The organism is Mesorhizobium sp. M0184 (assembly GCF_040322215.1).
Taxonomy (GTDB): Bacteria; Pseudomonadota; Alphaproteobacteria; order Rhizobiales; family Rhizobiaceae; genus Mesorhizobium.
The window spans coordinates 1-16,120 of record NZ_JAMYSZ010000027.1 but is presented as its reverse complement, the minus strand read 5'-3'; the positions used below and the strand labels follow the sequence as shown (position 1 = coordinate 16,120).

The 16,120-nt window shown below is 61.5% G+C and carries 17 protein-coding genes and 1 tRNA gene; 5 read left to right on the top strand and 13 right to left on the bottom strand.

What is annotated here, in order from left to right; all coding sequences use genetic code 11:
• Nucleotides 1–43 precede the first annotated feature (43 nt).
• Nucleotides 44–928 (bottom strand): NmrA/HSCARG family protein, encoded by an 885-nt coding sequence (locus NKJ23_RS26130; protein ID WP_352683327.1) that lies wholly within the window; start codon nucleotides 926–928, stop codon nucleotides 44–46.
• A gap of 126 nt (nucleotides 929–1,054) precedes the next feature.
• On the opposite strand from NKJ23_RS26130, the gene NKJ23_RS26125 reads away from it, so the two are divergent.
• The gene (locus NKJ23_RS26125; RefSeq protein ID WP_352683325.1) at nucleotides 1,055–1,948 is read left to right on the top strand and encodes a LysR family transcriptional regulator; all 894 of its coding nucleotides are present in this window, start codon (nucleotides 1,055–1,057) and stop codon (nucleotides 1,946–1,948) included.
• 27 nt (nucleotides 1,949–1,975) lie between these two features.
• Here NKJ23_RS26125 and NKJ23_RS26120 read toward each other — a convergent pair whose 3' ends face one another.
• Complete coding sequence (locus tag NKJ23_RS26120; RefSeq protein WP_352683323.1) at nucleotides 1,976–2,221, bottom strand: hypothetical protein; 246 nt, start codon at nucleotides 2,219–2,221, stop codon at nucleotides 1,976–1,978.
• 174 nt (nucleotides 2,222–2,395) lie between these two features.
• Between NKJ23_RS26120 and NKJ23_RS26115 the strand changes: the two genes are divergently transcribed.
• Nucleotides 2,396–4,408 (top strand): BTAD domain-containing putative transcriptional regulator, encoded by a 2,013-nt coding sequence (locus NKJ23_RS26115; RefSeq protein ID WP_352683321.1) that lies wholly within the window; start codon nucleotides 2,396–2,398, stop codon nucleotides 4,406–4,408.
• Nucleotides 4,409–4,489: 81 nt separating this feature from the next.
• On the opposite strand, the gene NKJ23_RS26110 is transcribed toward NKJ23_RS26115, so the two are convergent.
• From NKJ23_RS26110 to NKJ23_RS26080, 7 genes are all read right to left on the bottom strand, one after another.
• Nucleotides 4,490–6,085 carry a DEAD/DEAH box helicase gene (locus NKJ23_RS26110; RefSeq protein WP_352451079.1) on the bottom strand — a complete coding sequence of 532 codons (1,596 nt, stop codon included), beginning with the start codon at nucleotides 6,083–6,085 and terminating at the stop codon, nucleotides 4,490–4,492.
• A 190-nt stretch (nucleotides 6,086–6,275) separates the two neighbouring features.
• A complete protein-coding gene (locus NKJ23_RS26105; RefSeq protein WP_023679915.1) occupies nucleotides 6,276–7,049 on the bottom strand; it encodes an NAD kinase in 774 nt (257 codons plus the stop codon).
• 460 nt (nucleotides 7,050–7,509) lie between these two features.
• Nucleotides 7,510–8,271 (bottom strand): MBL fold metallo-hydrolase, encoded by a 762-nt coding sequence (locus tag NKJ23_RS26100; RefSeq protein ID WP_352636981.1) that lies wholly within the window; start codon nucleotides 8,269–8,271, stop codon nucleotides 7,510–7,512.
• Nucleotides 8,268–9,338, bottom strand: coding sequence for an ABC transporter ATP-binding protein (locus NKJ23_RS26095; protein WP_352683319.1), 1,071 nt, complete (start codon nucleotides 9,336–9,338; stop codon nucleotides 8,268–8,270). The genes NKJ23_RS26100 and NKJ23_RS26095 overlap by 4 nt, the downstream gene beginning before the upstream one ends.
• The gene (locus tag NKJ23_RS26090) at nucleotides 9,335–10,117 is read right to left on the bottom strand and encodes an ABC transporter permease (RefSeq protein WP_352683317.1); all 783 of its coding nucleotides are present in this window, start codon (nucleotides 10,115–10,117) and stop codon (nucleotides 9,335–9,337) included. The genes NKJ23_RS26095 and NKJ23_RS26090 overlap by 4 nt, the downstream gene beginning before the upstream one ends.
• A gap of 2 nt (nucleotides 10,118–10,119) precedes the next feature.
• Nucleotides 10,120–10,962: an ABC transporter permease gene (locus NKJ23_RS26085; RefSeq protein WP_352683315.1), complete on the bottom strand. Its 843-nt coding sequence runs from the start codon at nucleotides 10,960–10,962 to the stop codon at nucleotides 10,120–10,122.
• 13 nt (nucleotides 10,963–10,975) lie between these two features.
• A complete protein-coding gene (locus NKJ23_RS26080; protein WP_352683313.1) occupies nucleotides 10,976–12,082 on the bottom strand; it encodes a polyamine ABC transporter substrate-binding protein in 1,107 nt (368 codons plus the stop codon).
• A gap of 90 nt (nucleotides 12,083–12,172) precedes the next feature.
• Between NKJ23_RS26080 and NKJ23_RS26075 the strand changes: the two genes are divergently transcribed.
• Nucleotides 12,173–12,787, top strand: coding sequence for a TetR/AcrR family transcriptional regulator (locus tag NKJ23_RS26075; RefSeq protein ID WP_352472778.1), 615 nt, complete (start codon nucleotides 12,173–12,175; stop codon nucleotides 12,785–12,787).
• 55 nt (nucleotides 12,788–12,842) lie between these two features.
• Here NKJ23_RS26075 and NKJ23_RS26070 read toward each other — a convergent pair whose 3' ends face one another.
• Both NKJ23_RS26070 and NKJ23_RS26065 read right to left on the bottom strand, forming a co-directional pair.
• Complete coding sequence (locus NKJ23_RS26070) at nucleotides 12,843–13,043, bottom strand: DUF2905 domain-containing protein (protein WP_023679908.1); 201 nt, start codon at nucleotides 13,041–13,043, stop codon at nucleotides 12,843–12,845.
• Nucleotides 13,044–13,091: 48 nt separating this feature from the next.
• Nucleotides 13,092–13,730 (bottom strand): cupin domain-containing protein, encoded by a 639-nt coding sequence (locus NKJ23_RS26065; protein WP_352472779.1) that lies wholly within the window; start codon nucleotides 13,728–13,730, stop codon nucleotides 13,092–13,094.
• Here NKJ23_RS26065 and NKJ23_RS26060 point away from each other — a divergent pair.
• A complete protein-coding gene (locus tag NKJ23_RS26060) occupies nucleotides 13,729–14,148 on the top strand; it encodes a hypothetical protein (protein ID WP_352683311.1) in 420 nt (139 codons plus the stop codon). The genes NKJ23_RS26065 and NKJ23_RS26060 overlap by 2 nt on opposite strands.
• A gap of 178 nt (nucleotides 14,149–14,326) precedes the next feature.
• Here the strand turns inward: NKJ23_RS26060 and NKJ23_RS26055 are convergent, their stop codons facing one another.
• Nucleotides 14,327–14,566: a hypothetical protein gene (locus NKJ23_RS26055; protein WP_352541361.1), complete on the bottom strand. Its 240-nt coding sequence runs from the start codon at nucleotides 14,564–14,566 to the stop codon at nucleotides 14,327–14,329.
• Nucleotides 14,567–14,707: 141 nt separating this feature from the next.
• Nucleotides 14,708–14,783 (bottom strand) — tRNA-Thr (locus tag NKJ23_RS26050).
• Nucleotides 14,784–14,941: 158 nt separating this feature from the next.
• Between NKJ23_RS26050 and NKJ23_RS26045 the strand changes: the two genes are divergently transcribed.
• Nucleotides 14,942–15,109, top strand: coding sequence for a hypothetical protein (locus NKJ23_RS26045; protein ID WP_352649049.1), 168 nt, complete (start codon nucleotides 14,942–14,944; stop codon nucleotides 15,107–15,109).
• The last annotated feature ends 1,011 nt before the right edge of the window (nucleotides 15,110–16,120 follow it).

Below are 16,120 nucleotides of genomic sequence, written 5' to 3'. Positions count from 1 at the left end.
TCTCCCAATCAAAAAATATGCGTCAGCGTTACTGTGAGGACGATCAGGCGGCATATGCCGCCTGCAGCGCCAATTCCCGAATGAAGCTTCGCAGCGAACGCGGCTCGCGGCCAAGCGCGGCACGCAACGTCAGGCTGTTCCCGCCGAGGCCGTATTTGGCGTAGTGGCTGTGTACTTTGGCCAGCATCTGCAACTGCCGGTCGGTATAGGGAAGGCGGGCCTTCGCCGCCCAGTCCTGAAATGTCGGCTCGCCGGCCGAAACCGGCCGGCCAAGCGCTTCGCTCATCATGGCGACGACCTCTTCGCGGCTGTGCATACCGTCGGCGCACAGCTCGAGGGTCGCATAGGACAAACGCGCTTCGGTCAGTGCGATTGCCGCCACTTCAGCCACATCGCGATAGTCGACGCGGGCGAGCTTCGCCGTCCTTGGAAACGGCTCGGCGAAAACGCCGTGCTCGACGACGGACGGCCAGGCCGGCGCGATATTTTGCATGAAATTGGCCGGGTGCAGAACGGTGTATTCCATGTTCGTCGAATAGAGGGCAGCTTCGACGGGTACCTTGCTTGCATGGTTTTCCAGCCTCGTATTGGTCGGCTGGATCACGGACGAAAAGACGAATTTTCGAACGCCTGCTCGCGCCGCCGCCTCAACCATGGCAACCCCCATGGCGGCTTCGTCGGGAGCAAAGGCCGGTCCGATGTGAAAGACACCGTCGACACCTTTCACGGCCTGCTCAAGGCTCCGATGGTTGCGCAGATCTCCGATCGCGATCTCGGATGCGCCGGCTTTCCGGGCTTTTTCGGCACTCGCGGCGTCACGAACAAGCGCCCGAATCCTGGCATTGCGGCCGACGAGTTCAGGCACCACCAAACCGGCAACGCGGCCTGCGGCGCCTACGACCATGACCGTTGGACTGGGTGTTCGCATGATGATCTCCTTCCCTCGAGTCTGCCTTTCGGCCTGTGCAGAGAAGATAAAATCTAGCGAACTGCGTTACAATTGATCGAGTTTGCGATAGTTTATCCCGATTGTCGGGAGAATGAGCGATGAGCGATGAGCCGGATAGATGATTTCGAAGCCTTCATTGCCATTGTCGAGCATGGCAGCCTGACGGCTGCCGCACGCCGGCTGAACCGCTCGCTGCAGTCGGTCAGCCGGTCCTTGGCAACGTTGGAGGAATCCATCGGGGTCGAGCTTCTGCACAGGACGACACGCCGCTCGACGCCGAGCGAAGCCGGAGCGGCCTTTTTCCAGCGCATCAAACCCGCCGTCGAGGAAATTAACGAAGCCAGGCTTCAGGCGGCCAACCGACGGTCGGAGCCGTCGGGCATCCTGCGTGTGAGTGCCCCTGTTCTGTTCGGCCCGGACTTCCTCGTGCCGGTTATCGCCGACTATATGCGGACATATCCCCGGGTTGAGGTTGACCTCCAGCTTTCCGATGAATTTGTCGATCTTGATGCCGAGGGTCTCGATTTGGCGGTCCGGATCGGCAATTTGCCGGATTCCAATTTACGTGCGAAGCGGCTGGGGGCGTTGCGGCGTGTCGTGTTCGGCGCACCTGCCTACTTTCTGCAACGCGGCCGACCGGCCCATCCGCTTGAATTGCCTCGGCATGATTGCATCGTACGAACGGTCGATGGTCGCCCGGGCGAATGGATGTTTCAGATTGAAGGCAAGCCCCGGCCGGTGAAGGTCGCTGGCACTTTCCGGTCGAATTTGATGATATCCATCTATGCGGCCGCGGTTCACGGATTGGGTCTGGGCTACTCGCCGCTTTGGCAGATAAAACACCTCGTGGACGATGGCCGCCTGGAACTGGTTCTAACCGAATTCGAGCCGGTACCGGTGCCGATACACGCCGTGTGGCCGGAGGGCAGGTCGTCCTCCGCCAAAGTTCGCGCTTTTCTGGACCTGCTGGCATCCCGCCTGGAGCTCAAGAACCTTTAGGGCGCAAAACCAATTTGAGCGCCGATCTTACCTCATCGACATCAAGTTCGTGATCAGAACTGCCTTGGCGGCGTTGACCACGGGTTGATGGACCTCCGAATGGCCGATGTCATTCAGCTGATCGGTCGTCAAATTTGCCAATGCCCTGCGTCTTGCGACGGTCCGCCGCCACCCCGTGAAGGCAGTGATCATCATTGCTGCGCTTTTCAGGCCAGACCCAAGCAAGCGGCGTTTGGACGCGCTGCTGCCGGCGCGAGTTCCCGTGTGAGCCATTTCTTAGTCTCCCGTTTCGAGTTTGCGGGTGGGAGCGTGCCACGCAGGTGTTTTCGGGCTGTTCGGCTGTGCGTGAACAATTGGGAGGAGTCCGACGATCCGCCGTTAAATCGGTGTTAAATCGATCCGCCGAGATGCTATTCTGTCGCTGCGGTCGAAGTCTGGAGACGATTTGTGCGCATCCGGTTGCTTGGTGGCCTCGAGGTTGCTTCCCCGGAGCAACGGCCCGTCCGGTTCGCCACACGCAAGACTTCGCTTCTTTTTGCTGCTCTGGTTCTCGCAGGCCGCCGCGGCCATCGTCGCGAGCAGCTTTCCGAAGCCTTTTGGCCGGGGCGAAGCAATGGGCAGGCCCGCAATAGTCTGCGGCAAGCGCTTGTCGACATTAGGCGCTCGTTCCCGGCCAGCTTGGATGCCACCGTCTACATCGATGGGGATCAGGAGACCGTCGTGCTGATTGCCGGTCCGGATGAGGCGGACATCTCGGTGTTCGACCGGAAGCTGGAGGAGGGCCGGACCACCGATCTCGCCTTCGCTGCGGATCTCTATCGCGGTGAGCTGCTTGCCGGGCAAACGATTCCTGACGAACTGGACGAGTGGTTTGGACCCTTTCTGAGTAAGTATCAGCGCAAGGCGCTGCAGTTGGTCGATCGGCTGAGCCTGGCGCTGCCCGCACCCGGCTCAGCGGAAGAGACGGCCTGCGAAGGGCTCGCGGAGAGATTGCTCGCCTCGGATCCGACGGCGGAGGCAGCCCATCGGGCGCTTATCCGCATCCACGCTCATCGAGGTCACGAAAACGCGGCCTTGCGCCAGTTCGAGCTGTGTCGGGCAGCTTTAAAAAAACATCTGAATGCGGACCCAGAGGAGCAGACAAGCTCACTTGCGGCTTCCCTGCAGTCCCGTGAAAGAACTGAACGTCAGCGGCCGGAGCCAAGCTCTGGCGCCGCATCACTGGCGCAGGTTCTGGCGGCCCCGACGAGGCGCGACGACCAGCCGTCGATTGCGGTGCTGCCGTTTCAGAATCTAAGCGGTGATGTGGAGCAGGAATATTTCGCCGACGGCATGGTGGAAGACATTGTCACCGCCTTGGCTCACTTTCGTCACCTGTTCGTGGTCGCACGGAATTCGAGCTTCACCTACAGGGGACGGTCCATAGACATAAAGCAGGTCGGGCGTGAGCTGGGCGTGCGCTATGTGGTCGAGGGAAGTGTTCGCCGGGCGGGCGACCGCCTGCGCATCGCCGGGCAGCTCATCGACACCTCGACGGGGGCCTATCTCTGGGCCGACCGTTTTGATGGAACGCTCGCCGAAGTTTTCAATCTGCAGGACCAGGTCGCCTCGAGCATCGTCGGCGCAATCACACCGAAAATGGAGGAGGCTGAGATCGAGCGTGCCAAACGCAAACCGACAGAAAGCCTCGATGCTTATGACTACTATCTCCGCGGACTGGCGGCCTTTGACCGAACGATCACTAGTAGATCGGCCATTGACGACGCCTTGCGCCTCTTCATGAAGGCGATCGACCGTGACCCGGAGTTCGCGATAGCCCATGCGCGGGCGGCGCGGTGCTACGCTACCCGAAAAAGCAACGGCTGGATGGTCGACCGTGCAGAAGAGATTGCCGAAGCTACTCGACTGGCCAGGAGAGCGGTCGAACTCGGAAGGGACGATGCAATTGCGCTTTCCTACGGTGGATACGTCCTCGGCTATGTAGGCGGCGACCTTGATGATAGTGCGGCTTGCATCGATCGCGCGCTCGCTCTCAACCCGAACTTGGCCGCTGCTTTGGGCGTCAGCAGCTGGGTGAGGGCTTGCTTGGGCGAGCCAGGCAAGGCCATCGAGCACGCCGCGCTTGCCATGCGCCTAAGCCCATTGGATCCACGCCTGTTCGCTTGGCAGTTCAACACCGGGCTCGCTCATTTTTGTGCAGGCCACTACGATGACGCCGTCGCTTGGGCGGGAAAGTCGCTGCGGCACCAGCCGAACTACGTGAGCGCAATGCGTGTAGTGGCGGCGGGTCATGCCCTTGCGGGGCGCCTAACGGAAGCGCAGCAAATGATGGCCCGGCTTTGCGAGTTCGATCCCTCGCTGCGGCTTTCGAATCTCGCCGAGGTGCTGCCGCCGTTTTATCGACCGGACGATCGCAGCAGATATATCGAAGGCCTTCGCAAGGCGGGCCTGCGGGACTAACGCAGTATCAGCGCGAAGCGAGGCCGTCTTACGCAGCTTTCGGTGCTTCGCGCGTCGGCGCGACGCGCGAGCCCTGCAGCATCAGACCTTGGCGACGATCCGCATGAAGGCCGGCATGTCGTCGCCGAAGCCGACGGTCGCGTCATTGTCTTCCTGGCGCTGGCGGGCAGGGCGCTCGCGCTGCGGCCTGGTGTCGCCCCGTTCCGGCGCGCGCCGTTCGTTGCGATCGGGCGAAGCCTTGCGTTCAGGTGAAGCCTGGCGCTCGCTGTTTTCCGAGCGGATCGCCTCTTTGCGGGTACGCCGCTCGTCGATGTCGGCGACGGTGGCTTCGGCCACGACCGGCTGTTCCTCGCTAACTGCTTCTGGCGCTGCTTCTTCGCTGCGCTTGGCGTGGCGTTCACGCGGTTTGCGCTCGCCCCTGTCCTTGGCGTCGTCCTTGCGGCCGGCACGGCGTGGCGCACCGCGGCCACGGCGCGGGGCCTCATCCTCGCCGCCTTCGCTGGCAACGACCGTCGACAAATCGCCGTCATGCCACTCGATCTTCGTGCCGATCAGCCGCTCGATGGCGTCGATGTATTTGGTGTCCGACTTGGTCGCGATGGTGAAGGATTTGCCCGAGCGCCCGGCGCGGCCGGTACGGCCGATGCGGTGGACGTAATCCTCCGCGTGGATCGGCACGTCGTAATTGAAGACATGGCTGACATCGGGAATGTCGAGGCCACGCGCCGCGACATCCGAAGCAACGAGGTAGCGCAGCTTGCCGTCACGGAAATTGGCCAGCATCTGCATGCGCGCGCGCTGGTCCATGTCGCCGTGCAGGGCGCCGGCGTCGAAGTCATATTTCAGCAGCGAGCGGAACAGCTCCGATACCTCGATCTTGCGGTTGCAGAAGATGATGGCGTTCTTCAGCTCGGCATCCTCGGCTTTCATCAGATTGCGCAGCGTCTCGCGCTTGTCCCAGGGTTTCGGGCCGGATTTCACCAGCCGCTGGATGATGTTGGTGGCGGCCGATGCTGCCTTCGACACTTCGACGCGCACCGGTGCGTGCAGGAATTTCTCGGTGAGCTTTGTGATTTCCGGCGGCATCGTCGCCGAGAAGAACAGCGTCTGCCTGGTGAACGGAATCATCTCGCAGATACGCTCGATGTCGGGGATGAAGCCCATGTCGAGCATGCGATCGGCCTCGTCGATGACGAGGATCTCGACGCCGTTGAGCAGGAGCTTGCCGCGCTCGCGATGGTCGAGCAGGCGGCCCGGCGTCGCGATCAGCACGTCGGCGCCGCGCTCGAGCTTCTTGTCCTGCTCGTCGAAGGACACGCCGCCGATCAGCAGTGCGATGTTGAGCTTGTGGTTCTTGCCGTATTTGACGAAGTTTTCCTCGACTTGCGCGGCGAGCTCGCGCGTCGGCTCGAGGATCAGCGTGCGCGGCATGCGGGCGCGGGCGCGGCCCTTTTCCAACCGGGTGAGCATCGGCAGGACGAAGGACGCCGTCTTGCCGGTGCCGGTCTGGGCAATGCCCAGCACGTCCTTGCCGAGCAAGGCGTGCGGGATAGCACCAGCCTGGATCGGCGTCGGCTCGGTGTAGCCGGCATCGGTAACTGCGGAAAGAACCTTCGGCGACAGGCCGAGGTCTGCGAAGGTCAACGCTTCTTGAGCGATCTGGGTGTCTGAGGACAAGTTTGGCTGTCTTTGGCTGGTTCGGGGGCGCAACATACGCAGTCGCGGCAAGCGCCGCGCGCCTGCAAGATTGGTATTGCAGGTAGGCGCAAGCCCACGATTTGTCAACACAAACGGGCGGCATTGGCGCGATTGTGAAGTCGTAACCTTAATCGCGATGCTTAATTTGCGCAGTGGCCGCTGCGCCGGCTCAATACCTGAACTGTTCGGCGAGAATGCGCTCGTTCCACGAATGGTTGGGATCGAACAGCAGCGTCGCCGTTGCCGTCGGCGATTCCCTCACCGTGACCGTCGTCACCGCCTTGACCTCGGTGTGGTCGGCGGCGGCATTCACCGGCCGCTTTTCCGGCTCCAGAATGTCGAAACGCACGATCGCCTTGTTGGAGAGCAGCGCGCCGCGCCAGCGGCGCGGACGAAACGGGCTGACCGGGGTCAGCGCCAGCAGCGGAGCGTCGAGCGGCAGGATCGGCCCGTGCGCCGACAGATTATATGCGGTCGAGCCGGCCGGCGTCGCAATCATCACGCCGTCGCAGTGCAATTCCTCCAGCCGCTCTTGCCCATCCACGGTGATGCGGATCTTGGCCGTCTGGTACGACTGGCGCCAAAGCGCGACCTCGTTGATCGCGAGCGCCGAAATCGTCTCGCCTTCGGCCGTCACCGCCTGCATCTCCAGCGGACGGATCGTTTCGGCAACGGCCGCCGCGATGCGCCCGGTCAAGCCGCTGGCGCGGTATTCGTTCATCAGGAAACCGATGGTGCCACGGTTCATGCCGTAGACCTTCTTTCCCGTGCTCATCGTCTCACGCAGGGTCTGCAGCAGAAAGCCGTCGCCGCCGAGCGCCACGACGATCCCGGCTTCTTCGACGGACGCCTGGCCGTAACGTGCAGAGAGGCTTTCCAGCGCTGCATTGGCGTCGGCTGTACCGGATGAGACGAAGGCGAAACGGCTGGCGGTTTTGCTCATGGCTCTCTACGACAACCGATTGGCGACGACCGTCTGGCGACCGATTGGCGGCGACCGGTTGCTGGGCCGCGCCAGCGCCGGGTTAGCATGGGTGGGCATTTCTGCAAAGGGAGGGAGGTGCCTGGAGATGGCGACCAAACAAGGCGCGCTCGCGCATCATGTCGGAGGACAAAATGATGTGATGGTTAAGGCCCGCCTTAAACTCTCGTAAAGCCGGATCGATCATGTTAGCCGGCAGCGGACGGGCGGCGTGGGGCTAACCAGTCGAGGCCGATCTATTGCCGCTGGCACGCTTGATTATTGTCTTCCTGATGCTGGCAAGTTTTGCCCTGGCTTTCGCGGAATTGGTGCGCCAGTCGGAGGAAAAGAGCTTTAGACCCGAGCCCACGGCCTCACGCTGCGGCGACGCGGCGGGGACACCCTGTCCGCAAAGGGCGCTTTGACGCCACAGCGCCAGTGCTTATCGGGCTTGCAACAGATGGCAGCCGGCCTGGCGCTTTTGCGCGAGATACTCGTCGACAAGCTGGCGATAGCGGACTTTGCCGAAGCTCGGGAAATGGCCGCCGTGCACGACCGAGACATCGAGATCGCGCATGCGCAGCAGCGTTTCGACATAATCGTCGATCTCGGAGTGATAGACGTCGTCGATCAGCGGGCCGTCATAGATGATGTCGCCGGAAAACAGGATGCCCGTCCTGTTTTCGTAGAGCGCAATGCCGCCGGGTGAATGGCCGGGCGTGTGGATGACCTCGAAGGCACGGTCGCCGAGGTCGACGACGTCGCCTTGTTCGAGCAACCGGCCGGCTGGTGCGGGCAGGATCCGGTAGCGCTTCGTGTCCCAGCCTTGCGGCATGCCGTCGAACATCTCGTCGGTGGCATAGCGGTCGGCAACCGTCCATTCGTTGCGTGGATCGGCGAGGATTTCGGCCTCGGCCGGGTGCACGCAGCGGTCGGGAAATTCGTGATGGCAGCCGATATGATCGAAATGGGTGTGGCTGGCCACGCAGGTGAGCTTGCGCTCCGTGACCAGCGGCACGTGGCGGCGCAGGCTGAAATGGCCGAGGCCGGTGTCGAACAGAAGATCGCGGTCGCGGCCGCGCACATGCCAGATGTTGCAGCGGAAGAACGGCTTGATCCACGGCTCGTGGATCAGCGTCACGCCATCGCCCATGCGGATAGTTTCGTACCAGTCAGGAGCGTCGATGATTGGAAGCGTGCTCATGTTTGGTCCGCAAGCAGGATGATGTCGCCAGCATCACACGATACCGCGACCACGTCGCCCGGCTGGACGGCCGATGCTGCCGCGACCTTGGCGATGAAGTGCAGCGCCGGGTCGGTCGTGGAGGTCCCCAGCACACGCTTGAAGCTGCCCTGGAAGACGACGTCGCTGACCTTGGCCGTACCGAGCGCCACAGCACCGCCGGCAGCGCCGAGAACAAGATGCTCCGGCCGGACGGCCAGCGCAACGGTCGAGCCGACCGGCAATGTGCCGGGCAGCGAGAGCGGCCCAAGCTTCGTGGTGACGGTTATCTTGCCGCTCTTTGCCTCGGTCACCGTTCCCGATAACAGCGTGCTTTCGCCCATGAAGGTCGCGGAAAAGCGCGTCGCCGGCCGTGCATAGACGCGCTCGGGTGGCCCTTCGTCCTCGATGCGCCCGTCATTCATCACCACGCAATGATCGGCCAGCGCCATCGCCTCTTCCTGGTCGTGGGTGACGTGGATGAAGGCGGTGCCGACGCGTTTCTGGATCGCCTTCAATTCATCCTGCATCTGCCGGCGCAATTTCAGGTCGAGCGCGCCGAGCGGCTCGTCGAGCAGGAGCACCGCCGGCTCGACCACCAGGGCGCGCGCCAGTGCCACGCGCTGCCGCTGACCGCCGGAAAGCTGGTGCGGCTTCTTGTCGAAGGCAGTGGCCAGCCCAACCAGCGCCAGCGCCTCGCGCGCCCTTGCTGCCCGGGTTGCGGCATCGACACCCCGCATGCGCAGGCCGAAGCCGACATTGCTGCCGACGCTCATATGCGGAAACAGCGCGTAGTCCTGGAACACGGTCGTCGTCGGCCGCTTCGCCGGTGGCACGGCAGTGCAGTCCTCGCCGCGGATCAGCACCTTGCCTTCGCTCGGCGTGACGAAGCCGCCGAGGATGGACAGAAGCGTCGTCTTGCCGGACCCGGACGGCCCGAGCAGGATCGTGTAGCTGCCAGGCTCGATCGTCAGCGAGACGTTCTTCAGCACGGTATGCTGGCCGAAGCGATGCGAGACGGAGCTTATATCGACCAGTGGCGCACTCATGCCGGCTTCCTCCGCAACAGCATCAGCTCGAACAATACCACCAGCACGATGGAGACGGCGAAGACCAGCGAGCCGACGGCGTTGGTCTTGGGATTGAGGCCGGAGCGCAGCAGGTTCCAGATCTCGACCGGCAGCGTCGTATCGAAGCGCGTCAATAGGAACGAGATGACGAATTCGTCCCAGGAGAAGGTCATCGACAGAAAGAAACCGGCGAAGATCGCCGGTGCCATGACAGGCACGGTGATCAGCAGCAGCACCTTCCATTCGGGCGCGCCGAGGTCGCGCGCGGCGCGCTCGATGTTGATCTGGTGGTCGCCCATCTGGCTGTAGACGATGGCAAAGCAGAGCGGCAGGTTGATCACGACGTGGCCGATGCCGGCGGCAGTGAGCGACTTCGGCACGCCGGCCCAGTTGAACAGCACCAGCAGCCCCATGCCGATGATGAGATAGCTGACGGTCAAGGGCAAGGTGATCAGCCCGCGCATCAGGCCCGAGCCCGGCAAAGCGAAGCGCGCAAAACCCCAGGCGGAGAGAAAGCCCAACGTGTCGGCGGCAGCCGAGGAGACGACCGCCACCAGCAGCGAATTGACCAGAGCCGAAGTCAGCCGCGTGTCGGCGAGCACGGCCTCGTACCAGCGCAGCGAAGGCCCGGTGAAGGGCGGGATCGGAAACGAGGTTGCCTGCAGCGAAAACAGCACCAGAACGATGACCGGCAGAAAGATAAAGCCGTAGATTGCGATGGCGTAAAGGCCGGAGACGAGGCGGATGAGCGCGCGCATGGTCAGGCCCGCTCGATCTTCAGCCAGCGGGAGCAGGCGAGATAGGCAACGGTGACCACCGCCATCAGGATGATCGACAGCGCCGAAGCGAGCGGAAAGTCGCCGCGCCGGCCGATCTGCATCATGACGAGCTGCGGCATCAAAAGCTCGTTGTTGCCGCCGAGGATCTGCGGCGTGATGTAGTCGCCGATGCACAGCACGAAGGTGAGGAAGGCGCCGACCATGATACCGGGGAGCGTCAGCGGCAGAACGACATGCAGGAAAGTCCGAACCGGCCCGGCGCCGAGGTCGGCGGCGGCCTTGCGATAACTGGGGCTAAGCTGCTTCAGATTGGCGAAGATCGTCAGCGTCAACAGCATGACGAAGAAATGCACGAAGCCGGTGATGGTGGCCAGCCGAGTATTAGCGAGCTGCAGCGGTTCGCTGGACAGGCCAGAGCCTGTCAGTGCGCGGTTGACGACGCCGTTTTGCGCCAGCACCAGCAGCCACGAATAGGAGCGCACGACATAGGAGGTCCAGAACGGCAGCACCGCCAGCATCAGCGCCAGCCGCTGCCAGCGCTCCGGCACCTGTTCGGCCAGGATCCAGGCAAAAGGATAGGCAAGCAGCACCGAGATCACGGTGACGATCGCTGTGACCTGCAGCGAGTTCACCATCGCCTGCCAGTAGGACGGATTGGCAAAGAACTGGCTGTAGTTGGACAGCGTGAAGCCGCCGCCTTCATGTGCCGTCAGGCTGGATACCGCCATGGCGACGAAGGGCAGCACAAAAAACACCAGCGTCCAGCCGAGCGCCGGCGCGACCAGCGCCCAGGGCAGGGCACGCCCACTGTTGACGGCGTTCACGACCGGCAGCCGGTCATTGCGCCTGCAGCATTTCGGTCCAGACGTCCTGCATCTTCTTGTCGAGGTCGGCGTTCGGCGCAGGATAGGACTGGGCGCGGGCGAGGAATTCCGGCTGCTCGTCGAAGCGCAGGATCTTCTTCTGCTCGTCGCTCAACGCCGCCTTGCTGTTGGCCGGCATGCCCCAATAGCAGGACGAGGTGGCGAGCCGCGCCTGGCCTTCGGGGCTCATAATGTACTGGATGAATTTAAGCGCCAGCTCCTTGTTCTTGGAATCCTTGAACATTGCCAGCGACTGCGACCACAGCACGGCGCCTTCTTTCGGGATCGAGAAGTCGAGGGCAGGGTTTTCCTTGGCCAGCCCCGCCGTCACCCATTCGCCGCCGCCGACCAGAATGTCGACCTCGCCGGTCGCCAGCGCCGTCTGGCTGGCGGTCACTTCGCCGACCAGCTTGGCATTGGCCTTCATTTTGAGCAGCTCTTCCTTGATGGCGGGAAGGTCGGCTTCGGTCAGGTCGGCGGTCTTTTTGCCGATCGCCAGTGCGGCCATGCCGATGACCGGCAGGTAATAATCGTAGATGGCGATCTTGCCCTTGTATTTGTCGCCGGTCAGCGCCGCCATTGACTGCATGTCGGCCGGGTCGACCTTGGTCTTGTTGTAGCCGATCGTGTTGTAGCCGAACTTTTCGGTGATGCCGTAACGCTTGCCGTCGACGACGGTGGAGCTATCCATCTTCACCTGCGGAAACAGGTCAGCCAGCGGCAGCTTGTCTTCCGGTAGCGGCTCGAACAGGCCTTTTTCGACGCCGCGCGGTATGTCGATGCTGTCGATCACCATCACGTCCCAGTCGCCGGGCTGTGATTGATCGACGATGGCCAGGCCGGCGCCGGTGCCTTCAAACTCCTTGACATTGACCTTGACGCCGTTCGCTTCCTCGAACGGCTGCAGCAGCGCCGGATCGGCGTGATCGCACCAGATCAGCGCGTTGAGATCCTGCGCCTGAGCGAGGCTGCCCGCCGCCAGCAGCAGTGCTGCCGCGGCACACGCGCCTTGGAGATGGCTCTTCAGAACGGAAAGCGGATTCCTGACGGTTGGATTGGGGGTCTTTGGATTGACGGACATCGAGTGTTCTCCCTTGCCTTTTTGGCTTGTAGGAAAAATTGAACCAATTCTAAAATTGAGTCAATTCTGTTTTTGTGGCAAACAGCCGTTATGAGCGGATTGCGGGCAAGGCAGAAGGCGGATCGGCACCGCCGCATCATCGAGGCGGCGGCGGCGCTTTTCCGCGATGCCGGTTATGAAGGCGCCAAGATCGAGACCATCGCGGCGCAGGCCGAAGTCTCGGTCGGCACCATCTACAATTACTACCAGAACAAGGGCGACATCCTCGGCGCCATCGTCTCGATGGAGGTCAACGAGGTGCTGAATGCCGGGCGCGGCGTCGTCGCCAACCCGCCGGCCAATGTCGGCGACGCTCTCGATACGCTGCTCGGCATCTATATCGAACATTCGCTGCATTATCTCAGCAAGGAGATGTGGCGGCAGGCGATGGCGATCTCGACGCAGCTGCCCGACAGCCCGTTCGGCCAGGCCTATACCGGGCTGGACCGCGCGCTGACCGAGCAGATCCGCGCGCTGATCGTCCGCCTGCAGGCGCTCGGCCTGGTGCGTCGCGACATCGACGGGCCGGCACTCGGCGAACTCATCTTCAACAACATGAACATGATGTTCATCGAATTCGTGAAGCGCGAGGAGGCGAGGATTGCCGAACTGCGCACGGCGATACGCAGGCAGAACAGGATATTGGTGGCGGCGATCGGAGTGTAAGAAGATCAAGGGCGAGTTGGGCCTGCAACACAAATCGCCGCAGCCGGAGCATCGCCTACCGGTTGATCAGCCATAGAATGGCCGAGAGCACGATGCTGACCAGTATCCCCGTCGTGATAGGGACATAAAGCCTGAAGTTCTCACGCTCGATCACGATATCGCCGGGCAGCCTGCCAAGGCCGGTCCGGGCCAACCAAGGCCACAGCAGGCCTATGGCGACTATGCTGAGACCAACGACGATCAGAGTTCGCGACATGGCAGCATCCTGCCGACAAAAATGCCGGGCGCCCAATATGGACCCCGATCATCCGGCTACTAGGCCTGCTCGAGCGAGGATTTCAGGAGCCGGCGTGACATGCCCGTGCGGCTTGCAGTAGTCCGGGTCGATCGCGCGATAGCCGAGCAGATGGCCGAGTGGCGCCAGGATCGCCAGCGCCACTCGCTGAATCGCAGGTGGCGGGTGCGTGAAGACGATCACGTCGGCAAATTCCCTGGCGATGACTGCTGCCTGAAGCGGCGAAGGTCTACCTTTTCTGTCCACCTTGCCGGCATTGGCCAGGCCGAAGAGCATGCCGATCAGCAGCTCGAAACGGTTCGGGTCGACATTGTCCGCACCTGGCGCCCGGTCGACTTCGACCAGGACATGCGCTTCTTCGGTTTTGCTGCTGTTCCACCAATCATGTGCGACGCCTGCTTCGACCGTGGCGGATTGGCCAGGCTCCAGGGACAAAGTCTTCCCGGCGATGCAAGCGTCGAGACGGCCACGGAGGACGGTAAACCGTTCCGTCAGGTTCGGGTGGAAGTGCTCGCCCACCACTGCGGCTCCCGGCCGGGCGGTCAGATGAGCGATGCCAGGTCCCTGGCCGCGGTCTTCTGTGCCACGCAGGATGACGGCATATTCGCCGGTCACCTTGTTCTCGTAGACATCTCCGCAGTGTGACATGGATCAGCTCCGGGTTCAGAGCACCGGTGTCCAGCAACTTTATCGTCAACCGATTGATCGTTCAACGACGCTCGAACAGGCGATTGCGGAAACACCAGCTGCCGGCTCTTCGGCGACGCGGGCGATCAGCGCTCTACCGAACATGCTTGGGAGGCCGCGCACGCGGAAACGGCACGACCGTCAGTGGCGCCTTGCGGAATTCCGCGATGGCTATTTCTTCAATCAGCGCGTCGAGGACCTCGTTGACGCGTCGGCTCGTTTCATCTGCGCCGCAGAGGCGGTTTTGTGCGCACTCCAAAAGCTCGCGCGCCGCGGCGAAATCACTTCGCATGACAACACCCGTTGGTTTGGCCCGCCACACGGGGCATTGTCGGCGCGCTTAATTGAGCGAGTGCTAATATACACAGGGGCAATTTAATCGAATGCTGTTAAATGGCCCGGAGCCGGAGAGAGGCCGAAATGATGGCTGTAAGGGCTAGGCACTAATGGGCTCGGCGTCTCTTGGTATGAGATGCCAAAGTGCAATCTGGCGTCAGATTAAGCCGGCAATTTCACGCGACGTTTGTGGTTCCCCGACGGGGACGGAACGCGTGGCCCTAAAACGTTCTTGGGCGGCTAAGATATTCTCTGGCGGCGGCAATCTGGCGTCGGTGCTCGCGCAGGAAGGCTGCGCCGAAACAAATGGCGAAGGCCAGTACGGAAAGGCTTGTCGTTGCTCTTGATGTTGGATCGGGGTCGGGACTTGTCAGCAAACGAAAACCGAACGCGAAGGCGAAGACGATAAGGCCGCCAAACATCCCGTTGATGAAGGGGGCGGTCGTGCGTTTCTGCTCCAACGGAAACTCCCATGGTTTCCGATGCAGTTATATGCGTTTGAATTGATGTGCCACCGCTCTTGACGGCCCGACCCTGTGGAAATCGGGGATGACCAGATATCGATGCGCGTTGGGAAGTCCTCGCAAGCAATCCTTGCTTGCTGGTGCCCCCGGACGGGATCGAACCGCCGACCTTCGGTTTACAAAACCGCTGCTCTACCAGCTGAGCTACAAGGGCACGGCGCTTCGGTTACCATATTTGATGCGCCAGTAAAGACAAAACTCCGTTTTTCGGTTCCCGGCGAACGCGCCGGTTCTGCCGCCGGGGCGTCCTGAAAACGGCCAATTCGCTTCCTATATTGATGGAAGGTGCAATCGCATCAGCGAGGCAGTCGCATGATCAGGTTTGTCATCATTCTCCCGCTCGTCGTCGTGGCCTGGGTTCTCCTGGTGAAGCTCATCAAGGACCTGAAGCACGCCAATATCGACTGGACCGGCGTCACCACCATCGTCGGCTTCATCGCGCTCGCCTTCTGGCTTCGCCATATCACCGGCATGGGCTGAGCGAGAGAGTGAGTAGTGAAACCGCGAATTCTCACTACTCACCAATCAACACGAAAATCACTAAGAACCGCTCACTAAGAATTCTCAGAACCTCCGAACCTTTCGCTGCCGCGCCGCGACTGATCTCCAGAGGCGAATGATCGCCTCATTCAAAGATCGAGGAGATCATCATGTCCAAGCGCAGTCTTACTGTAAGCGATGTGCTCCTCACACATTGCTCGGATAATTCGGCCGCTCGGTGTCAGATGCCATTGGCCGCTGAACCTTATGGCAACGTGCGTCACTACCAGTCAGTGGCGACGATTTGAGGCCGTTGATACTGCGAAACATTTCGATATGCTTCCCTTCAAGCCATAAGATTGTCGCGCAGCGCCTGTGTTGGATTTTCAATGCCGAGAAGAAAGCAATTTAGGGGAATTTGCCACGATATTCTTGAAAGCTTTGTCAGTAGATACAACGACCTGGATGGCTACTGGGCCTTGGGGCAATACGCAACCTTTCTGACGGAATCCGGTCAACGGGAGTTGCGGCTACAGTTGCAGAGGGGATCAACGTTGTCTGAGTGCTCCAAATTTGGCGCCTCGGCTACCTACTATCAAGGAGCGGTGTTGCGGCTTATGGATGCGAATGAGATGCCGCATAGCTGGTTTGCGGATGCCTACATCAGATTTTCCATGGTGGGTCCGACGAATGCTCTTTGCGAGGTTGAAATCGTGTCTGATCTCGGCAAGGCTTACCACTGTGATCGCAGGATCGACGTCCGACCTCATAACCCGCTTCGCGAGCACCGGAGAGGAGGCAACTTTGGGCCGTCAAATCAAATGGGCCAGTAAACCCGATCCGAGGCAACGCATTTGTGCAATGACTGGTTCGGGCCGACTGCGATCATGGGTAGGAATTCCTTTGTAAGGCGGGATATCTCCAAGGTAAGCGCGAATTTCCCCGCACCTTTTGCTGTTGAGTGCTCTGATGCATGAGGTGTCCACCAAAATAGGTGGACACCTTGTGATG